The 20,399-nt window shown below is 62.5% G+C and carries 14 protein-coding genes and 2 tRNA genes; all 16 read right to left on the bottom strand.

Annotation, left to right across the window (positions count from 1 at the left end; translation table 11 throughout):
• Positions 1-46 precede the first annotated feature (46 nt).
• A complete protein-coding gene (locus M0639_RS00080) occupies positions 47-1,324 on the bottom strand; it encodes a lipase family protein (RefSeq protein ID WP_064075688.1) in 1,278 nt (425 codons plus the stop codon).
• Positions 1,325-1,451: 127 nt separating this feature from the next.
• Entirely contained in the window at positions 1,452-3,116 is a 1,665-nt protein-coding gene (locus M0639_RS00075; protein WP_003942500.1) for an alpha/beta hydrolase, read from the bottom strand.
• A 62-nt stretch (positions 3,117-3,178) separates the two neighbouring features.
• Positions 3,179-4,288: a baeRF11 domain-containing protein gene (locus M0639_RS00070; RefSeq protein ID WP_054828211.1), complete on the bottom strand. Its 1,110-nt coding sequence runs from the start codon at positions 4,286-4,288 to the stop codon at positions 3,179-3,181.
• A 285-nt stretch (positions 4,289-4,573) separates the two neighbouring features.
• Positions 4,574-4,646: transfer RNA gene (locus tag M0639_RS00065), tRNA-Ala, on the bottom strand.
• Positions 4,647-4,822: 176 nt separating this feature from the next.
• Positions 4,823-4,896 (bottom strand) — tRNA-Ile (locus M0639_RS00060).
• Between the two features lie 75 nt (positions 4,897-4,971).
• On the bottom strand, positions 4,972-6,366 hold the full coding sequence (locus tag M0639_RS00055) for a DUF3566 domain-containing protein (RefSeq protein ID WP_064075689.1): 1,395 nt from the start codon (positions 6,364-6,366) through the stop codon (positions 4,972-4,974).
• Positions 6,366-8,897: a DNA gyrase subunit A gene (gene gyrA, locus M0639_RS00050; protein ID WP_047272672.1), complete on the bottom strand. Its 2,532-nt coding sequence runs from the start codon at positions 8,895-8,897 to the stop codon at positions 6,366-6,368. Before gyrA ends, M0639_RS00055 begins: the two co-directional genes overlap by 1 nt.
• A gap of 87 nt (positions 8,898-8,984) precedes the next feature.
• Positions 8,985-11,021, bottom strand: coding sequence for a DNA topoisomerase (ATP-hydrolyzing) subunit B (gene gyrB, locus M0639_RS00045; RefSeq protein WP_003942515.1), 2,037 nt, complete (start codon positions 11,019-11,021; stop codon positions 8,985-8,987).
• Positions 11,022-11,218: 197 nt separating this feature from the next.
• Positions 11,219-12,142, bottom strand: coding sequence for an alpha/beta fold hydrolase (locus tag M0639_RS00040; protein ID WP_064075690.1), 924 nt, complete (start codon positions 12,140-12,142; stop codon positions 11,219-11,221).
• A gap of 28 nt (positions 12,143-12,170) precedes the next feature.
• Complete coding sequence (locus M0639_RS00035; RefSeq protein ID WP_064075711.1) at positions 12,171-13,292, bottom strand: PDR/VanB family oxidoreductase; 1,122 nt, start codon at positions 13,290-13,292, stop codon at positions 12,171-12,173.
• Entirely contained in the window at positions 13,292-14,203 is a 912-nt protein-coding gene (locus tag M0639_RS00030; RefSeq protein ID WP_064075691.1) for a metal-dependent hydrolase, read from the bottom strand. Before M0639_RS00030 ends, M0639_RS00035 begins: the two co-directional genes overlap by 1 nt.
• Before the next feature lie 124 nt (positions 14,204-14,327).
• Entirely contained in the window at positions 14,328-14,873 is a 546-nt protein-coding gene (locus M0639_RS00025; protein ID WP_003942471.1) for a DUF721 family protein, read from the bottom strand.
• Positions 14,866-16,095, bottom strand: coding sequence for a DNA replication/repair protein RecF (gene recF / locus M0639_RS00020; protein ID WP_054828073.1), 1,230 nt, complete (start codon positions 16,093-16,095; stop codon positions 14,866-14,868). Before recF ends, M0639_RS00025 begins: the two co-directional genes overlap by 8 nt.
• A complete protein-coding gene (gene gnd, locus M0639_RS00015) occupies positions 16,096-17,004 on the bottom strand; it encodes a phosphogluconate dehydrogenase (NAD(+)-dependent, decarboxylating) (RefSeq protein WP_042920749.1) in 909 nt (302 codons plus the stop codon).
• A 44-nt stretch (positions 17,005-17,048) separates the two neighbouring features.
• A complete protein-coding gene (gene dnaN / locus M0639_RS00010) occupies positions 17,049-18,233 on the bottom strand; it encodes a DNA polymerase III subunit beta (RefSeq protein ID WP_007729165.1) in 1,185 nt (394 codons plus the stop codon).
• 584 nt (positions 18,234-18,817) lie between these two features.
• Positions 18,818-20,380 carry a chromosomal replication initiator protein DnaA gene (dnaA, locus tag M0639_RS00005; RefSeq protein ID WP_064075692.1) on the bottom strand — a complete coding sequence of 521 codons (1,563 nt, stop codon included), beginning with the start codon at positions 20,378-20,380 and terminating at the stop codon, positions 18,818-18,820.
• Positions 20,381-20,399 lie beyond the last annotated feature (19 nt).

Below are 20,399 nucleotides of genomic sequence, written 5' to 3'. Positions count from 1 at the left end.
GAGCCCCGGAACACACTGTGTTCCGGGGCTTTTCGATGCCTGGCCGTCAGCAGTTGGACGGCGCCGGGACATTGTTGAAGCGATCGATCATGTATCCGATGGATTCGGGGGTACCCACCAGGTACGGCGTCGCGTGATTGATTGCCAGTCCCGGAATGATCGGGGGCAGTTCGTTGACGGAGAACTGCACCGTCGCGCCCTTGCCGCACCAGTCTCGCGCCAGTTGCTGTCCCTGGCCGAACGGAACGATGTCGTCGGAGCGGCCATGCTGAATGAGCACGGGCGACTCCGGCGTCAGCTTGCCGATCTTCTGCTCGTCGAGGATTGCCTGCGCCATGGGTAGACGCGCCAGAACTGCGGAGAGTGATTCACCGGAATTGGTGAAGCTCGACGACTGCTGGAAGCCGAACTGCAATCCACTTTCGGCGACACACTGGTTCTTGGTGGCGGCCAACATCTGTCGGCCGCGATCGTTGATCTCGGCGTCGAGCAGCGACTGAACCTCGGGGTACTGGGCAAGGATCCCGTTGAGCGCGTATCCGATCACTCCGGTGAGGAACGTGCCGTCGACCTGCTGCAGCGTCGCCGCCAGATCGGCGGGCGGAGCGCCTGCATACGTGCCCTTGAGATCAAGCTCGGGAGCATATGACGGCTTCAATTCCGTTGCGGCAGCGGCAGCTCCACCACCTTGCGAGTAACCCCACAGTCCGATGGGGCCGTCGGCGGGAATGCTCGTGTTCGGGAGTTGCTGAGCGGCTCGCACTGAGTCCAGAACCGCGTGTGCTTCGGCTTCACGGTTGACGTAGGTGTGATCGCCCGGAGTTCCGAGGCCCTCGTAATCGGTGACGACGACGGCAATGCCGTTGAGCAGCAACGTGTTCACCCAGATGGACTCGTAGCCGACCATGACGTCCGTCGGGAACTGGTACTCGATACCGGTGTTGAACAGCTTGGATGGTGCGCATTGATCGCCCTGCCCATGCGTTCCTACCGCTGCGGCAACCAGTGGACGCGCCCCCTGCCCGGTCCACGGGTTCGACGGTTCGAGATAGGTGCCCGTCACGGCAACGGGGGCGCCCTTGGCGTCCTCGCTTCGGTACATGATCTTGGTGGCGGTTGCCGGCCACGCACCGTTCGATCCGGGCACGCTCAGCAGCAGTGGTGACGGCTCACTCTTGATGAGATCTCCGTTGGCACCTGCCGGAAGCTCCGACGGCGGCGTGTAGAAATCCGCCGGCTCCGCCGTTGCGGCAGGGGCCGTCACAGCACCCATGACCAGTGCCGCGACGGAGACCCCGGCCGCCCACCATGCTCTGCTCTTCACGTTTCGATCTCCCCACGTTCGCTTGCGCTGTGGCTTGGCACACAGCGAACGCAGAGTAACACATACCTCACGTAACACTTTTTCGTGAGGTTTTCGCCTTAACAGGCTGAATTACAACCGTTTACGACTACTTCGTGGGCTCCAGATTGGTGGTCAGCAGCGAACGAAGCTTGTCGGTATCAGCCGAGGTCCAGGCCTCGGGGTGCAGGATCTTGGCCCACATGTCCGCTGCATCCTCGCCGTAATTGTGACCGTGCCCGGACGGGACGTCAGCCGAGAAGACCATGTCGAGGGTGACCTGCCAGAAGGTCACGAGAGGAACCCATGTCATTCCCGGATCCACGTCGCGACCCAGCGGTTCCTTGAGCCAGTCCGGCTTGTTGAGCAGCAGGTCGAAGGACCACCACGTGATCGGGTCGCTGGCGTGCTGCCAGTACACGATGCGATCGTCGTCCCAGTCCGACTTCAGCTCCAGATCTTCCGGATCACCGGCAAACCGAATTGCCTGGCCACCGTCGATCACCGGCAGAATCTCCGGTGAGCCCGAGTCACGACTGTCCGTGATTTCCTGCCACTGAGCAGTGAAGTTGGGGGTTCCGACCCACAGTGCGCCGTCGACGCGCGTCATCATGTCCTGAGCGCCGGCGAATGCGGCCTGGCCACCGTAGGAGCCGAGGCTCTCACCGAAGACAACCAGTTCGGGTCGCGTCTCAACGGGCAAGTCGATCCACTTGGCGTAGACCGCGTTGAACAGCGCGCGGCCGGCGATCATCGGCGTCTCACGGTCGGCGATGAAGGCCAACGGACTCGGAAGGAACGAGTACTGCATCGACGCGATCGCCGTGTCCCCGCCCTCGACGTACTCGAACGCCGACGCGACGTCCTCGTTCACCCAACCGCGACCGGTGGTCGTGACAACTGCGAGAGTTCCGCGGTCGAATCCGCCGGTGCGCTCCAACTCGTCGACGACCCGCTGTGCGACACCGTTGATCGAGTCCGAGGATTCACGTCCGGCATACACCCGGATCGGTTGCTTCGCTTCACGTCCGGTCAATGCAGAGATCTCGGCTGCGGTGGGACCGCTACCCATGAAGGTGCGCCCCTCCTGGCCGAGAGAATCCCAAGCCTCGGCGGACATCGGCGAACCGCTGCGCTCTGCAATCATGGGCTGTTCGATGCCGTCCGGTGTTTCGTGATCCGCACCGGAGAAACTCCAGTTCGCGAAGGCGATCAGCCCGTTGTACAGCGCACCGTTCACGATGAAGATGCCGAGGGCGAAGATGACGATCAAGCTGCCGACCTTCGCCGCCTCGAGGGGAACGAACCGTAGTGCGACGGCGGTGAGCTTGTTGGTGGTGAACCGAAGACCACGGCCTGCCTCGAGCAGGATGAACCAGATTCCGAGCGAAATCATCAGCACCAGAAGATAATTCGCTTGATTGGTGCGTGGAGCTTCCACGAGATCGCGAACGATCTGCTGCCACCACGAACCGAGGACCAAGAACGTCGGCACCAGAATGACGGCCGCGACCAACAGGATTCGCCAGCCGATCTTCTTGGTGCGATCCGACCACTGCGGTTCGACGCCGCACTTGCGGATCATCCAGGCAACCGTCACGCCGACGCCGTATCCCATGGCGAGCGAGATGCCCGTCGCAACGCCCTGCAGGTACCACGCGCGCGGCAACAGGGACGGACTCATCGACCAGGTGAAGAAGACCAGAGCAAAGGCAAGCCCGACCGGGTGCAGCGTCTTGCAATAGAGGCGCAGCCGTTCCCACACACGTTTCATGCCGGAATCGTATGCGCCCCGTGCCCGAATCAGGTCACGAGGCGCACACGCGTCCAGTCTGTTTACGGGGCGAAGCGCAAAATCGCGGCAACTGCGCCGCCGCCCGGAATGTCCTCCGCGCGAACAGCGAGCACCCGCGCACCCGTCAGGAGCGCACGACGAGCGATCTCGTCGACGACCCCGTAGGTGCTTCCGTTGGTCGACTCACCGGTCGTGAGAGCGCCCGTCTGGGGATCGAGACTTCCGGGTACGACGGAATCTATGTCGATGAAAACGGTGTCGACCTGTCCGTACGTCGCGGCTGTTGCCACGTCGGCGACGTCGGTTTGAGTGCGACCTTGTTCCGTGCGCACATTGAAGGTGTCCCGCACCGCCGCCAGCTGCTCGGCATGGAAGTCGTCGAGCGCCGGACGCGAACCGTCCGCCACTTCCTGCGTCGACAAGGCTTCGGGGTTTCCCTCGACGGTTTTGTCGACCAGGTGGCGGTACGAATTCACGGAGCGATACACCGACGCGATGGGTTCCGCAGCGGCCAGAATCAAGGGGACGTCACGGCCGGCGAGCACACCGCGGACCTCGTGATCGACTGCGCGGGCGTACTGATTGACGCGCAGCTTTCGGCTGTCCGAACCCGAGAGCCGACCCGCCTCGGTGCGACTGTTGATCGACGACTTGCCCGCGTGATCCGCAGCGTTCTTCGGCATTCCCTGAACACGAACCTCGTCGGCCGGTTGATCGGCGGCGATCTCGATCAGTCGCACCGAACCCTCTGCCAGAGCGAGAACAAACGCCGTCTGGGGGAACGTCACCGAACGGAGCAGTGGCTTGAGATGGAACCGATCGCTGACCGTTTCGAGCGCCTGCAGACGGTTGGGGAGGCGGAAGGTCACCAGACGGTCCGGCGTCGCGTACGTGACCAATGAGCGCGACTGGAAGCGCCAGAAATCGTCGTCGTCGTCGAGTTCTGCGTATTCGGCCTCGAACTGCTTGCGCTCGGCCGGATCCTCCACCGATGCGAGTGCCGAGCGGACCTGGTCCTTGAAGGCGATGCGCGCTTTGTCGTAATCCTGAGGCGCATCTTCAGTCGGAGTCACGATGGTGATGCAGGTGGGCCCCTCCACCTCCGCGAGTGCGGCAATTTCACCGTGGCTGGGAATGTCGTTGTGAAGCACTACGAACCTCCTGAAATTGGGTTCTCCTCACGCTACGCCCGGCTGGTTATGACCACTAGACTTTCCGGAGAATTCGGGACGAACGGTCCATAGTGGGCGCGGTTCCGGCCACCCCACTCCGAGCGAACGGCATGTTCATCGCCTCCAGTGCGCCGAAAGTGCCGTTCGCTCAAGAAGGGGTGGGGTGGAACCACACAAGTCGGGCACCGGCCGGGGCGAGCAGAGATCGGGTACATCGGCATACAAAAACACCCTCCCGGATCCCGGGAGGGTGTTTTCTTACTGTGGAGCCTAGGAGATTCGAACTCCTGACATCTGCCTTGCAAAGGCAGCGCTCTACCAACTGAGCTAAGGCCCCGTTCGGTTTTCTGACCGGAGTCAGAGTACCTAGGTTCTATCCTGTTTCCAAATCGTGCCAAACCTTGTCTCCGCGCTGACTTTTGATCAGCTTGGTGACCCCGAGAGCTACCAGAATTCCGGCCCCGACAAGCAGGAAAACCTTCATTCCAGCAACCCTTCTTCGGCACATGGGAGTGGGCCTAGGAGGACTTGAACCTCCGACCTCTTCATTATCAGTAAAGCGCTCTAACCACCTGAGCTATAGGCCCCTGAACCGATTCCAAAGATTACCCCACCGGGCCGCTGACACCAAAACGGGCCCGGCGGAGCAATGTTTTCGCAGGTCAGTCGCGGTCGGCGAGAGTTACCTCTACGCCGCCAACCAGGTCGCTGCAGAGGTTGTAGATGAACGATCCGATCGTGACGAGTGCCGTGAAAAGCACCATGTTCGCGATACCGATCAGTGCGGCGTAGCCGAAGACCTGGCCGGCCGTCACCAGACCGTCGGAGCCGCCATCGGCAACGATGTCGGTGAACGCGTTGTTCAGGCGATCCCAGACGCCCATGCCGTCGAGAACGACGTAGAGCAGTCCGACGGCCACCATCCACACGAAGAACAGCGACACCGAGATCACGGATGTGATCTTGAGCGTGGACCACGGGTCGATACGACGGATCTGGACCGTTGCGCGCAGCGGCGCACCGTCCACGACCGAAGCCGATACGGCGTGAGTTTTCTCACCCTTCACCGCAGCAGGCAACGGATGCTTGGCCTCGGAGAGGTCAGGCATGTCCTTCGGTAGATCCTTGCGATCGATGTGCCGAGTCGGCCCGTCGATCGCGGCGGCTTTTGCTTTCGGATTAGCGACCGTGGGATTGGCGACCGTGGCGTTTGCAGCCTTGGGATTTGCGCCCGAGGGTGCAACAGCCTTGGCTGCTGCCGCGCCGGCGACGCCACCGGAAGCTGCGGCAGCCGCCGTTCCTGTCACGACGGGACGTGCCGACGGGTTGCCGGCAGGACGACCCGTCTGTGCACCGGCAGCGGGGCGACCCGCCTGTGGCTGTCCCTTCGGCGCACCACCCTGCGCGGGGTTTTTGGCCGGACCACCCTGCACCGGACCACCCTGCGCCGGGCCGGCCGCGGCAGGACGCTGCGGACCCGCAGGCGGCTTACCCCCGGCAGGAGCTGCCGGTCGACCCGCAGGAGCACCAGCGCCGGCTGGGCGCGTGATGTTGGTCTGCGGCTGACTTTGCGGAGCCTGATTCTGCGGTGGCTGAGCCTTCGACGCCGGGGCCTTGGACGCCGGGTTCTGAGCAGCCGGGTTCTGAGCTGGCTGCCCCTGCGGCTGACCCGACGGCTGGGGTCCGCGTTGCCACGGCGGCGCCTGGCTGCCACGAGCCTGATTGGCAACCGGTTGCGGCGGAGCCTGACCGTCACCCTTTGCCGAAGTTACCGGCGCAGCCGGAGCCACTGAAGGAGCGGAAGGAGCTTGACCCTTGGCCGCACCCGCGGCGTCGGAAGCCCCACCCGCCGGCTTCTGAGCCGACGGGCCGCGAGGCGGCTCCGGTGCCTTGGGCGCCGGAGCTGCCTCGGAAGCTTTGGGTCCGCCGTCCGCTGGAGCTGCAGGTTTCGAGGTCTGCGGCCCCGCCGGAGCAGTTGCCTGCTCCGGCTTCGGTGGCGTCGAACCTGAAGTGCTTTCGCTCTTCTGGTCACTGCCCGGCTGGTTGGGAGTGCTCACTAGGACTCCTTAGCTCCATCGGCATTGTCTGCGTTGTCGGTGGTCTCTGCAGCGAGCTCTTCGGGCTCGTCGGCGTTGCGCGCAATCGCGAGCAGTGTGTCGCCTTCGCCGAGGTTCATCAGACGCACGCCCTTGGTCTGGCGTCCCGCCTTACGAACCTGCTTGGCAGCCGTCCTGATGACGCCGCCGCCCGAGGTGATCGCGTACAGCTCGTCGTCGTCGTCGACGATGAGCGCACCGACCAGAGTGCCACGTTTCTTGTCGTACTGAATCGTGAGCACGCCCTTGCCGCCGCGACCCTGCACCGGGTAATCCTCCATGCCGGTTCGCTTGGAGTAACCGCCCGAGGTGGCGACCAGGAGGAACGTTCCTTCACGAACGACGTTGAGCGAGAGCAGCTCGTCGTCACCGTTGAAACGCATGCCCTGGACACCGGAAGTGGCGCGGCCCATCGGACGAAGTGCCTCGTCGGTGGCCGAGAAGCGGATCGACTGGCCCTGTGCCGAGACGAGAAGGAGGTCGTCTTCGGCGGAGCAGAGGACAGCGCCGACCAGTTCGTCTTCACCGCGCAGGTTGATGGCGACGATGCCACCGCTGCGGTTGGAGTCGAAGTCGGTGAGCTTGGACTTCTTGACCAGACCGTTGCGAGTGGCGAGCACCAGGTAGGGCGCGTCTTCGTACGTCTTGATCTGGATGACGGACTGAATGCGCTCGTCCGGCTGGAATGCCAGCAGGTTGGCAACGTGCTGACCGCGAGCTGTACGGCTCGCCTCGGGCAGTTCGTAAGCCTTGGCGCGGTAGACGCGGCCCTTCGTGGTGAAGAACAGCAGCCAGTCGTGCGTCGACGTGACGAAGAAGTGCGAGACGATGTCGTCCTGCTTGAGGCCGGCACCCTGAACACCCTTGCCGCCGCGCTTCTGCGAGCGGTACAGGTCGGTCTTGGTGCGCTTGGCGTAACCGGTCTCGGTGATCGTGACGACGACGTCTTCGCGGGCGATCAGATCCTCGTCGTTGACGTCTCCGTCGGCGGCGATGATGCGGGTACGACGGTCGTCGCCGTACTTGTCGACGATTTCCTTGAGCTCGTCACGAACGATCGCGCGCTGACGCTCCGGGCGAGCCAGAATGTCTTCGAGGTCCGCGATTTCGAGTTCGATCTCGGCCAACTCGTCGACGATCTTCTGACGCTCGAGGGCGGCCAGACGACGCAGCTGCATGCCGAGGATGGCGTCGGCCTGGATCTCGTCGACGTCGAGGAGTTCCATCAATCCGGCGCGAGCGATGTCGACGGTCTGCGACGCACGGATCAAGGCGATGACCTCGTCGAGAGCGTCGAGGGCCTTGACCAGACCGCGCAGGATGTGGGCGCGCTCCTGTGCCTTGCGAAGCAGGTACCTGGTACGACGAACGATGACCTCGAGCTGATGCGCCGTGTACAGACGGATCATCTGGTCGAGGCGCAGAGTGCGCGGCACTCCGTCGACGATGGAGAGCATGTTGCAGCCGAAGCTGGTCTGCAGCTGGGTGTGCTTGTAAAGGTTGTTCAGCACGACCTTGGCAACGGCGTCACGCTTGACGGTGACGACGATGCGCATGCCGACGCGGTCCGAGGACTCGTCGTGGATGTCGGAGATGCCACCGATCTTGGCGTCACGAACCTGCTCCGCGATGGAGGTGATCAGGTTGTCCGGGTTGACCTGGTAGGGCAGCTCGGTGATGACGATTGTGGTGCGGCCCTTGGCATCTTCTTCGATCTCGACGACGCCGCGCATACGAACGGAGCCACGGCCGGTGGTGTAGGCGTCCTGGATGCCCTGTCCACCGACGATGAGCCCGTGCGTGGGGAAGTCGGGTCCCTTGATGCGCTCCATGACGGCCGCGAGGGTGGCTTCCTCGTCCGCTTCGAAGTTGTCGAGCGCCCAGTAGATGGCCTCGGCAACTTCACGCAGGTTGTGCGGCGGAATGTTGGTGGCCATACCGACGGCGATGCCGTTGGAACCGTTGATCAGCAGGTTCGGGATACGGCTGGGCAGAACCGTCGGTTCCTGCGTCTTGCCGTCGTAGTTCGGGGTGAAATCGACTGTCTCGTGGTCGATTTCGCGCAGCATTTCCATCGCGAGCGGCGTGAGCCTGCACTCGGTGTAACGCATGGCGGCTGCGCCGTCGTTGCCGCGGGAGCCGAAGTTTCCCTGACCGTCGACGAGCGGGTAACGCAGCGACCACGGCTGGGCCATACGAACCAACGTGTCGTAGATCGAGGAGTCGCCGTGGGGGTGGTAGTTACCCATGGTCTCGGCGACCGGTCGGGCAGACTTCACGTATCCGCGGTCGGGGCGATATCCGTTGTCGTACATCGCGTAGAGCACGCGGCGGTGCACCGGCTTGAGTCCGTCGCGGACATCCGGCAGAGCGCGACCGACGATGACGCTCATGGCGTAGTCGATGTAGCTGTTCTGCATTTCCTGCTGGATGTCGACCGGTTCGATCCGGTCGTGTTGTGGACCGTCCGGTGGCAACGTGGTGTCGGTCATGAGCTCACTTTCTTAAAAGAGGGGGCAAGCCCCTGTGCGCGGAAAGGGAGTCCGGGGACTCCTCAACCGCGCACAGGGCTGCAGGCCCTACACGTCGAGGAAACGAACGTCCCGGGCATTGCGGGTGATGAAGCTGCGTCGTGCTTCGACGTCTTCGCCCATCAGCACGCTGAACAGCTCGTCGGCAGCAGCCGCGTCGTCGAGCGTGACGAGACGCAGAACGCGCACCGTCGGGTCCATCGTGGTTTCCCACAGCTCCTTGGCGTTCATCTCGCCGAGGCCTTTGTAGCGCTGGATGCCGTCGTCCTTGTTGATCTTCTTGCCGGACTCGAGGCCGGCCTTGACCATCGCGTCGCGTTCGCGGTCGGAGTACGCGAATTCCGGCTGCGCACCCTTCTGCCACTTGAGCTTGTACAGCGGCGGCTGCGCAAGGTAGACCTTGCCGTGCTCGACGAGCGGCCGCATGAAGCGGAACAGCAGCGTGAGCAGCAGCGTTGCGATGTGCTGACCGTCGACGTCGGCGTCGGCCATGAGCACGATCTTGTGATAGCGCAGCTTGGCGATGTCGAACTCGTCGTGGATGCCCGTGCCGAACGCGGTGATGATCGACTGGACTTCGGTGTTCTTGAGGACGCGATCGATACGCGCCTTCTCGACGTTGATGATCTTTCCGCGGAGCGGGAGGATCGCCTGGTACATCGAGTCTCGGCCGGACTTGGCCGAGCCGCCTGCGGAGTCGCCCTCCACGATGTAGATCTCGGACTTCTCTGGATCGTTGGAGCGGCAATCGGCGAGCTTGCCTGGCAGGCCACCGAGGTCGGTCGCACTCTTACGACGGACCAGCTCACGCGCCTTACGTGCGGCGACGCGGGCCTGCGCCGACGAAACAGCCTTGTTCACAATGGTTTTCGCGTCGGCGGGGTTCGCCTCGAACCAGTGCGCGAGGTGCTCGTTGCACGCCTTCTGCACGAAGGACTTGACCTCGGTATTGCCGAGCTTGGTCTTGGTCTGACCCTCGAACTGGGGTTCACCGACCTTCACCGAGATGATGGCCGCGAGTCCTTCACGGATGTCGTCGCCGGTGAGCTTGGGATCCTTGTCCTTGAGCAGCTTCTTTTCGAGCGCGTACTTGTTGACCGTTGCGGTCAGTGCGGCGCGGAAGCCCTCTTCGTGGGTACCACCCTCGTGGGTGTTGATGGTGTTGGCGAAGGTGTGCACGGACTCCGAGTATCCGGAGTTCCACTGCATTGCGACCTCGAGCTCGTGGCCGGTGCCCTTGGCGGTGAATCCGACGACCGAGTTGTGGATCGGGGTCTTGCTCTTGTTGATGTGCCGGACGTAGTCCTCGAGTCCACCGGGGTAGTGGTAGATACGGGTCTTGGACTTACGCGGCGCTGCCTGAGCAGCTTCTTCGGCTTCTTCGGCAGCAGACTTGGGAGCCTCGGCCACCTCGGCAGCTTCGTCGTCGATGACCTCGGCGCGCTCGTCGGTCAGCGTGATGGTCAGGCCCTTGTTGAGGAAGGCCATTTCCTGCAGACGACGCGCAACGGTCTCGAAGTTGTAGCGGGTGGTCTCGAAGATCTCGGGATCCGCCCAGAAACTGACGGTGGTGCCGGTCTCCTTCGTCGGGTCGCCCTGTACGAGCTCTCCCGGCTTGGAATCGGTGTACGTCTGCTGCCACCGGTAGCCGTCGACCTTGATGTCGACGTCGAGCCGGGTGGAAAGAGCGTTGACCACCGAGATACCGACGCCGTGCAGACCACCGGAGACGGCGTAAGAGTCGGAGTCGAACTTGCCGCCGGCGTGCAGCTGGGTCAGCACGACCTCGACGGTGGGGACTCCGGAGGCGTGCATGCCGACCGGGATGCCACGGCCGTCGTCGATGACGCGGATTCCGCCGTCTTCGAGGAGGGTGACCTCGACCTTGGTGGCGTGTCCGGCCATCGCCTCGTCGACCGAGTTGTCGACGACCTCCCAAATGAGGTGGTGCAGGCCGCGTTCACCGGTGGAACCGATGTACATGCCTGGACGCTTACGTACCGCCTCGAGTCCTTCGAGGACGGTGATGGACGACGCGTTGTAGTCCTTGCTGGAAGTGCTTGTATCTGACTTCTGGGCAGCCACGGGTGGGTAGCTCTCCTTCTCCGTCAATACTCGAGCGCAGCCGTCAGCAAGCCCTTGCGGGTGTCGTCGGAGCGGGTTCGAGAATGTTGCCGCTAGTTACCGTTGACCATCTTACTGGTAAGCACCGACTAGAAGCGGCCAATGACACCCCTGGCTGCGCCGCAGACGAATTTTTACGATCCCCGGAAGGTGAAACGCTAGGAACTTTGCTTCTCCGAGCGACGCTCTCTCAGGCTCGCGATAAATGCCCGCGCATGTTCGGCAACCTCGCCCGGATGTGAAAACGGTGACCAGTGTCCCGCGGCAATTTCACGTCGCTGCAGGTCGGAGACCCATTTTTCGGTGTCTTCGTATCCCACCGGACGAACGGCTTTGTCGTACTTGTTCAGAATGAGCTGAACAGGCACGTCCGTGTACCGATCCCGCGGCTTGCCGAGAGACGGCCGGATGTTAGCGCGATAAAGCTTGAGTCCGTTCACCATGTCGTCGGCGATGGTGGGCGCGGTGTTGACCACACGGGAGTCCAGACCGTCGAAGAAGCCCAGAAATGCCGGCCAGTGCTTGGAGAACCACAGACGCAACGGAAGGGTGCACAGCCCGGGAATCTGGAACAGAACGGTGTAGGCCGACGCAATTCCCTGCGCCGCCGGGCCGAGGAAACGACGCTTGGACGCGCTCGCCCGGATCCACTTGCCGAGATGATCGAGATTGGGGCCCGAGATGGACGAGAACGACGCGATCTTCTCTTCGGCACCCGGCTCGCAGACCGCTTCCCACGTTTCGACGGATCCCCAGTCGTGCGCGAGGACGTGCACCGGCTTGCCCGGGCTGACCGCGTCGATGACGGCAAAAAGATCGCCGGCCAGTGCGCTCAGTTGGTAGTCCTGCACCCTCGAGGGGATTGTGCTCTCACCGGCCCCGCGGCTGTCGTAGCTGACGACGCGGAAGTCGTCTGCCAGCAAAGGCACGATGCGGTTCCACAGTTCATGGGTGTCGGGCCAACCATGCACCAGGACGATGGTCTCGCCGTCCGCCTTGCCCTGCTCGAACACGGCCAGGCTGACGGAACCGTTGGTCACGCGACGCGCGGTCACGGCATGGACAGGAGAGTGCTTCGACATTGTCGAACCCTTCGGAGTCGGGAAATATCTAGAGATCGAGAACGAGACGTCCACCGTCGGAACGGGATACGCAGATGAGCATCTCCGTTTCCTGTTCGGTGTCGGTCAGACGCCTTTCGCGGTGATCGGGTTTACCCGCGAGCACCTTCACACGACAGGTTCCGCAGAAACCCTGCTGACACGAGTACCCGACACCGGGCAATGCCTTCTTGATGACGTCGAGCGCGGACTCGTCGGCGGGCACGGCGAGTACCTGACCCGAATTGACAAGCTGCACTTCGAATTCCTTGCCGTCGATCACCGGCGGAGCCCCGAACCGCTCGAAATGCAAAGCGGTGGAGGGTGTATCGCGGAAACCGCGGCGGACGGCATCGAGCATCGGCGTCGGGCCACAGCAGTACACGGCGCCGCCGACCGGCGCTCGTCCGAGAAGGTCTGTGGTGGTGGGCAATCCGAACTCGTCGTCCGGGCGCACGAAGACACGCTCGGGATCCCAGGTTGCGATCTCGTCGAGGAACGGCATGGATTCACGGGAGCGGCCCGAGTACACGAAGTACCAGTCCATCCCCAATTCTCTTGCTGCACGGACCATTGCGATGATCGGCGTGATACCGATGCCGCCGGCGACGAACAACGCGCTGCCTTCTCCGACAAACGGGAAGCCGTTGCGTGGTCCGCGTACCGTGACGTGCTCACCGGGCTGGAGAGCGTGCATCTCGATGGAACCGCCACCGCCGTCGGGGATCCGGCGCACCGCGACGCTGTACCCCGTGCGGTCGGCAGGGTCGCCGCACAGCGAATACTGACGCCGCAGACCCGAAGGTAGATGGAAGTCCAGGTGCGAACCCGGATGCCACGGCGGAATCGGTGAGCCGTCCGCGGATTCGAAGCGCAGGCGAACGACGTTCTCGTCGGTCGCCACCACCTCACGCGTACTGACCACCATGTTCATGGCCGTGTCGGGGTTGTGGCCAGCGATCTCGGGGTTGTAGTCGTAGGCCGTCAACACCCGAAGGTACTTGTCCGCCAATAACTCCGTGATGCGCATGGCACGGTCGGGACGGTTCTTTCCGGACAAATCGGGTGGCGCCGGAAAACGCGGCAACCCGTCGTGCCCGGAGATGACGTCCTTGACCCTCGAGAGTGAAATCACCGTGCAGCCGCCTGAGCTGCGGGTGACGACGCCAGGTACTGCACCGCCTGGGCGGTCGAGCCCTCGTTACTGGGGTGATAGGACTTGCTGAAGTAGGTCGACATCCGCTTGACCAGCTCGAACGACGTGGGAACTGTGCCGCGCTTACCGGCCGCGATGAAATCGGACAGGTGGGGGCGTCGACGGCTGGGGGCCTGAGCGGCAAGTTCGGGATCGTTGCGCATCAGGAACCTGGTGCCACGAATCCACAGCCACACCAGTACCGGCGTGACGACGATCTGGGTTCGGATGCGGCGTGTCTCGCGCTTGTCGAAGTAGCGCATCACGTCGTACGCGACGGAGCGGTGTTCTACCTCCTCGGCACCGTGCCAGCGGAGCAGATCGAGCATGGTCGGGTGCATACCGGCTTTGTCGAGTCCCTTGGCGTTGAGCACCCAGTCGCCGAGAAAAGCCGTGATGTGTTCGATTGCCGCGATGATCGCCAAGCGCTCCACCAGGTGATTCTCGGCACGCAGTCCTGTCATCGGACGCGGTCCGAGCAGTTTCGAAAAGGTCCATTCCATCTGCTGGGTGTACGGCGTCGGATCGAGGCCGTTCTCCTTGAGATGGACCAGGACGCCCGAGTGCGCGTTGGAGTGCATCGCCTCTTGGCCGATGAATCCGACGACGTCTTCACGGAGCTTCTCGTCCTCGATGAGGGGAAGAGCTTCCTTGAAGGTCTCGACAAACCATTCCTCACCGGCAGGGAGGAGCAGATGGAGCACGTTGAGAACGTGTGTGCTGAACGGATCGCCCGGAATCCAGTGCATGGGCAGATCGGACCAGTCGAACTCGACATTGCGAGCCTGCAACAGGATGTGATCCGGCTCGGCGAACGACGAAGCGGGTGTCGATATCTTCTGCGACATCTAGCTACTCCTTCATGCCTGCCGATCGGTGGGGAACGACAGCCTTGTGACACAGTTCACTCACTAGCGAGTTTTAACTGTAACACGAAGTAATAGGTAGAACCAGGGCCTGGTTGAGTTTTCCTCAGCCGTACGTATCGCGAGGTCCGCGGCCTTTCACATGCCTTTCTCCCTTGCGCCAGCTAGGCGCACTCGGACCGGTGATCCGCAGTGTCTTCACGACGCCGTCACCGACGGCAGCAGCGATCTTGGCCAGAATCTGGGACTGCATCATGCGCAACTGGGTAGCCCACGCCGTCGACTCGGCGGAGATGCTGAGAACACCTTCTTTCAGAGAGATCGGCTCGGCGTGCGCGGAGATGTCTTCTCCGACGACCTGCGGCCACCGACCGAGGACCGTGCCCTCGGACACCTTGGGGGACCACCCACGCGATTTGGAGATAGCGCTGGTGAGAGCACCGAACGGCTGAGGGTCCCGCGCATCCGGGCCGGGGCCGGACCAACCGCTGCGTCGACGCGGACGGCCACTTCCGTATTTGGGCGACGAGCGCCCCTGCCCGACGGCCTTGCCGTTGGCTTTGGCTGTCGCGCGTGCCTCCTCGAGGGCACGGCGCGCCAGATCGATCCCCTTGAGCTCGGGCTCCGGAGCCGCGCTGCTGTCTTCAGTCATCGAACTCGACCTCCTGATCCGTCGAGCCTACGGGCACTATCCGGGATATCCGACCGTCTCCGGTATCGGAGGCTTCGACGCCGAACTTGGCCGCCTCGAGTTCGTCCGGTACATCCTCGGGAACGGCGGCCGTGATCAGCACCTGTTCGGCGGTGGCTGCAACGGTGGCGAGCGCACGACGCCGACGACGGTCCAACTCCGCGAATACGTCGTCGAGCATCAGGACCGGGTCGCTGCCGTCGGCGCGCAACAGGGCAAAACCTGCCAGCCGCAGCGAAAGCGCAAAAGACCACGATTCACCATGGCTTGCAAAGCCTTTCGCCGGGCTGTCACCGAGAATCAGCTCCAGATCGTCCCGATGCGGACCGACCAGACACACTCCGCGATCGATTTCCTTCGACCTCATCTGTGCCAACTCGAGATGGAATCTCTCCTCGAGGTACGCAACGTCGTCGATACCGGAAATCCTTGCAGGGTCGGTGAATTCGGGATCCAACGAGGACCCCAGACTGCTCTTGTATCGAATCGACGCCGGCCGGGATTCGGGTGCGATGGAACGATACGACTCCGCCAGGTGGGGCGCCAGATCATGGACCAACTCGAGGCGCCCGGCCAACAATTGTGCGCCGTGAGCGGCCAGATGCCCGTCCCACACCTCGAGGGTGGAGAGGACGTTGTCGGACTCGCCACCACGAGAACCGCGACGCAAAGCCGCACCGGCAGTTTTGAGTAGGGCTGAGCGCTGACGCAGAACTTTGTCGTAATCCGCACGGACAGCAGCCATTCGGGGTATCCGGGACGTCAACAACTCGTCGAGATAGCGTCGACGATCGCCAGGATCTCCGCGAACCAACGACAGGTCTTCCGGCGCGAACATCACCGACTGCAGAATCCCCAGCACTTCCCGCGGACGACGCGTCGGAGACTGATTTATCCTGGCGCGGTTGGACTTTCCCTCGATCAGTTCGACGTCGATGGTCAGTTCGCGTCCGTTGTTGACCACCGTTGCACCGGCAAAAGCACTGGCGGAACCGCTGCGGATCATCGGTGCGTCCGTGGACACTCGATGAGAGGACAGCGTCGACAGATACCCGAGCGACTCGAGGACGTTCGTTTTACCGTGCCCGTTGGAACCGAGGAACACGGTTGTTCCCGGCGTGAGGTCAAGCGTCAGCGAATCCCAGGATCGGAAGTCCCGCAGCGAAAATCTACGAACGAACACTTAGCTTCCAGAAGCCGAATTCTTGGGCGAAGCGCTCTTGACCGCGTGACCACCGAACTGATTGCGCAAGGCCGACACCGCCTTCATGGCCGGTGAATCATCCTGTCGTGAAGCAAATCTCGCGAACAGAGCAGCGGAGATGACGGGAGCGGGGACAGCGTGCTTGATGGCTTCCTCGACCGTCCAGCGGCCCTCACCGGAATCCTCGGTATAGCCCGTGATCTGCGCAAGCTCCGGATCCTCCTCGAGGGCGTCGACAAGCAGATCGAGCAACCACGAACGTACGACGGTTCCCTTCGACCAGGCTCGAAGCACACCGGGAACGTCCGCGATCAGGCTTTCCGCCTCGAGGAGCTCGTACCCCTCGGCATACGCCTGCATCAGGCCGTATTCGATGCCGTTGTGCACCATCTTCGCGTAATGACCAGCACCGACGGGGCCGGCGTGGACAAAACCGTCTGCAGCGTCGCCGTCGGGGCGAAGGGCGTCGAAGATCGGCATTGCCTTTGCCACGTCGGGCTCGGATCCGCCCACCATCAGGCCGTATCCGTTCTCACGGCCCCAGATGCCACCGGAGACACCGCAGTCGAGGAAACCGATCCCACGGGCGCCCAGAAGCTCGGCATGGACAGCATCGTCGGTGTAACGCGAGTTCCCACCGTCGATGACCAGATCGCCACCCTCGAGGGCATCCGCCAGCTCGGCAATGGTGCTCTGGGTGATGTCACCGGCCGGAACCATCACCCAGACGACTCGAGGTCCCTCGAGGGAAGCAGCGAGTTCGGCAAGTGACCCGACATCGGTGACTTCCGGTCGAGGGTCGTATCCGATCACCTCGAGGCCATGCGCGCGCAAGCGCTCACGCATGTTGAAGCCCATCTTGCCGAGACCTACGAGTCCGATCTTCATACTGTTCTCCCTGGTCAGGCGCGAACTGAAGTGCGGGGTTCCACTCAGCCCGGAAGGCGAACCGGCATCAGCAGGTACGTGTACTCGCTCGAGGGCGCAGCGAAGTTACCGGACTCGTCTGCCGTGGGCTCTTCCTCGGCCGCGGGGCGAAGAACAGCCGGACGGCTGGGAGTGGTGAAGCCGAACAGAACGTTTTCGCTGTGAAGCGAGTTCAACCCGTCGATCAGGTAACCGGGGTTGAACGCAATGGTGAGTGCTTCGCCCTGGAACGACGCGTTGAGCGTCTCTTCCGCGCGGCCGGCGTCGTCGCCACCCGCAGAGAGGAGCAGGCCGTCAGCGGAGAACTGCATGCGAACCTGTGCGCCACGCTCGGCGACGAGTGCTACACGCTTGATGGCTTCGATGAGAGGCGTGACCTCGACCGTTGCCATCGCGGTGTGCTGAGCAGGCAGCAACTGACGGAACTTCGGGAACTCGGCGTCGAGGAGGCGCGTCGTGGTGCGGCGTCCGTCGTTGACGATGCCGAGGAGTCCGTCGTTTCCGATGGTCGTACCGGAGCCGAGAGCCAACTCGACCGGCGAATTTGCATTGCCGGCAAGCGTTTTCGCGGACTCGGACAAAGTCTTGGCCGGGATGAGAACAGCAGCCTGGACGTCGGGATTGGCCGGAGTCCACTCGAGTTCACGTACGGCGAGACGGAAGCGGTCGGTAGCGGCGAGGACGATCGAATTCTGTTCGATCTCGACACGGATACCCGTGAGCATCGGAAGGGTGTCGTCCTTGCCGGCTGCAACAGCTACCTGGCTGATGGCTTCGGAGAACAGGTCGACGGGAATGGACCCGGACTGCTGCGGAAGCGTCGGAAGCTGGGGGTAGTCCTCGACCGGCATCGTGGGCAGGGAGAACTTGGCGCTTCCGCACGAGATGAGCACGCGAGTGCCCTCGAGGGTCACATCGACCGGCTTGTTGGGAAGCGACTTGGTGATATCTGCGAGGAGGCGACCGGAGACGAGTGCCTGACCTGCAGTTGTGACATCTGCCGAGACGCGGACCTGCGCGGATACCTCGTAGTCGAACCCGGAAACGGTGAGGCCGGCTTCGGTTGCGTCGAGAAGAACTCCGCCGAGAACCGGCACGGGCGGCCTCGAGGGCAGGCTACGAGCAACCCACGCTACTGAATCAGCGAACTCTTCCCGGGAAACGCGAAACTTCAGGCTTCCAAGCTCCATCGCCGGGTTATTCCTCTCGGTAGGCATGTTCGTCTGCTGCGGATCTGCATCAGCTCACTTGAAGTCTGACACAGACCAAGCGATGCCCACCGTATGCCCTCGAGGGCGCAAGTGGAAAGCCGAAGCCGCGGCGAGCGCAGCCTGAGGCGAGGTTCTCAACAGGAGTTGTCCCCAGAACTATTTTCAAAGAGCTTTTCCTAGGAAATTCTCAGTAGTAGTAATAAGTCCTGTGCAATCTGTGGAGCAACGGTTGTCGACGCTGGTAGGTCCCCTCGAGGGCCTGTGCACTTCTCGAGGACAGACTCGAGGACCAATCGACCCCCTCTGTGCACTCTCTGAAAGTTTTCGGATTCCTCCTCGAGAACTCCACAGACTTTCGGAGTTATCAACACACTTATCCACAGATGTGAATACTTTTCACAAGAAACGAAGAGTTTGTTCTCATCGGCGTGTCTGACTCCGGCGTGTCGTCCCTCGAGGTGGACAACCGCCCTCGAGGGGACCGCACGTGGAACCCTTCGAATACACCGATGCCGCTCGAGGGAACCTCTGCCTCGAGCGGCATCGATCGAAATAAGTGCAGGTCAACGCTTGGAGCGCTGCTTGATCCTTGCGGTCAACTCCTGAACCTGGTCGTACACCTTGCGGCGTTCCGTCATTTCCTTACGGATCTTCTTGTCGGCGTACATGACCGTCGTGTGGTCACGGCCGAACGTCTGACCGATCTTCGGCAAGGACAAATCAGTGAGCTCACGGCACAAATACATCGAGATCTGGCGGGCCTGAGCGAGTGGCCGGGCCTTACCCGGCCCACACAGGTCGTCGATCGACATGTTGAAGTATTCGGCCGTCACCGCCATGATCGTCGCCGCGTTGATCTCGAGGCTCGACGAATCGGGCATCAGATCGCGCAGGACCACCTCGGCCAACGTCAGATCCAACGGCTGGCGGTTGAGCGAGGCAAAAGCGGTGACGCGGATCAACGCGCCCTCGAGTTCACGAATGTTGCGCTCGATACGGCTGGCGATCAACTCGAGGACGTCGTGCGGGACCTCGAGGCGATCCATCCTCGCCTTCTTGCTCAGAATCGCGATACGCGTCTCGAGCTCAGGCGGCTGAACGTCGGTGATCAGGCCCCATTCGAAGCGCGTCCGCAGACGCTCCTCGAGGGTTGCCAACTGTTTGGGCGGACGGTCCGAGGAAACGACGATCTGCTTGTTCGCGTTGTGCAAGGTGTTGAAGGTATGGAAGAACTCCTCCTGAATACCTTCCTTGCCTTCGATGAACTGGATGTCGTCGACCAGCAGGACATCCGTTTCCCGGTAGCGACGCTTGAACGCGACCTTGCGGTCGTCACGAAGACTGTTGATGAAGTCGTTGGTGAATTCTTCGGTCGAGACGTACTTGACCCGCATGCCGGGGAACAGTCGCTGTGCGTAGTGGCCGGCGGCGTGAAGAAGGTGCGTCTTGCCCAGGCCCGAAGCTCCCCAGATGAACAAGGGGTTGTAGGCACGCGCCGGCGCCTCCGCGATCGCGACGGCAGCGGCATGAGCGAATCGGTTGGACGATCCGATCACAAAAGTGTCGAAGGTGTACTTCGCATTGAGGCTGTTGGCGCCGGACCCCGAAGCAGAAGGAGTAGCGGGCGGCTTCGTGAAGTACGACGGCCACGATTCGTGAACGCTCGCGAGTGCTTCGCGGTCGTCGTCGACTTCTTCGGTCTCGGCAGTCTCGGAGTCCGAAGGTTCGCCGTCGCCTTCGGTGAATCTGCGCCGACGGTATGCGCCTGATGAGCTGACCGACTCGAACTGACGGCTGCCCGTGCGCTCCTCGACCGGTTCGGCGGGTGCGTCGGCATCGTCTTCGAGTGCAATGCGGACACCGAGTCCCTCGACCTGGCCGCCGAGATGGCGTCCGAGTGCCTGCAGGATCGGCTCGCGTAGATCGCGCTCGATCGTCTCTTGAGCAAATGGCGATGGAACCGAGAGGAGTGCAAAACCCTGAGCAAGTGTGAGAGGCCTCACCAGACGGACAAATGCCTTCTGCTTGCTGCTCAAAGCCGGAAGATTACTTCCGGGGTCATCACTCGTGAGTTCTGCAACCACGTCGACCCAGACCCGTGCGAGCGCGTTGGGATCGTCGTTCACGTGGTTCCTTCCCGTGTTT

Source organism: Rhodococcus qingshengii JCM 15477 (assembly GCF_023221595.1).
Lineage (GTDB): Bacteria > Actinomycetota > Actinomycetes > Mycobacteriales > Mycobacteriaceae > Rhodococcus_F > Rhodococcus_F qingshengii.
The sequence above is the reverse complement of the archived record's forward strand: the minus strand, read 5'-3'. Positions and strand labels throughout refer to the sequence as shown.

What these genes read in the sequence shown, in the direction of transcription:
- M0639_RS00075 (WP_003942500.1), bottom strand. Translation starts at nt 3,116, where the DNA reads ATGAAACGTGTGTGGGAACGGCTGCGCCTCTATTGCAAGACGCTGCAC.
- gyrA (WP_047272672.1), bottom strand. Translation starts at nt 8,897, where the DNA reads ATGACCGACACCACGTTGCCACCGGACGGTCCACAACACGACCGGATC.
- M0639_RS00040 (WP_064075690.1), bottom strand. Translation starts at nt 12,142, where the DNA reads ATGTCGAAGCACTCTCCTGTCCATGCCGTGACCGCGCGTCGCGTGACC.
- M0639_RS00030 (WP_064075691.1), bottom strand. Translation starts at nt 14,203, where the DNA reads ATGTCGCAGAAGATATCGACACCCGCTTCGTCGTTCGCCGAGCCGGAT.
- M0639_RS00025 (WP_003942471.1), bottom strand. Translation starts at nt 14,873, where the DNA reads ATGACTGAAGACAGCAGCGCGGCTCCGGAGCCCGAGCTCAAGGGGATC.
- gnd (WP_042920749.1), bottom strand. Translation starts at nt 17,004, where the DNA reads ATGAAGATCGGACTCGTAGGTCTCGGCAAGATGGGCTTCAACATGCGT.
- dnaN (WP_007729165.1), bottom strand. Translation starts at nt 18,233, where the DNA reads ATGGAGCTTGGAAGCCTGAAGTTTCGCGTTTCCCGGGAAGAGTTCGCT.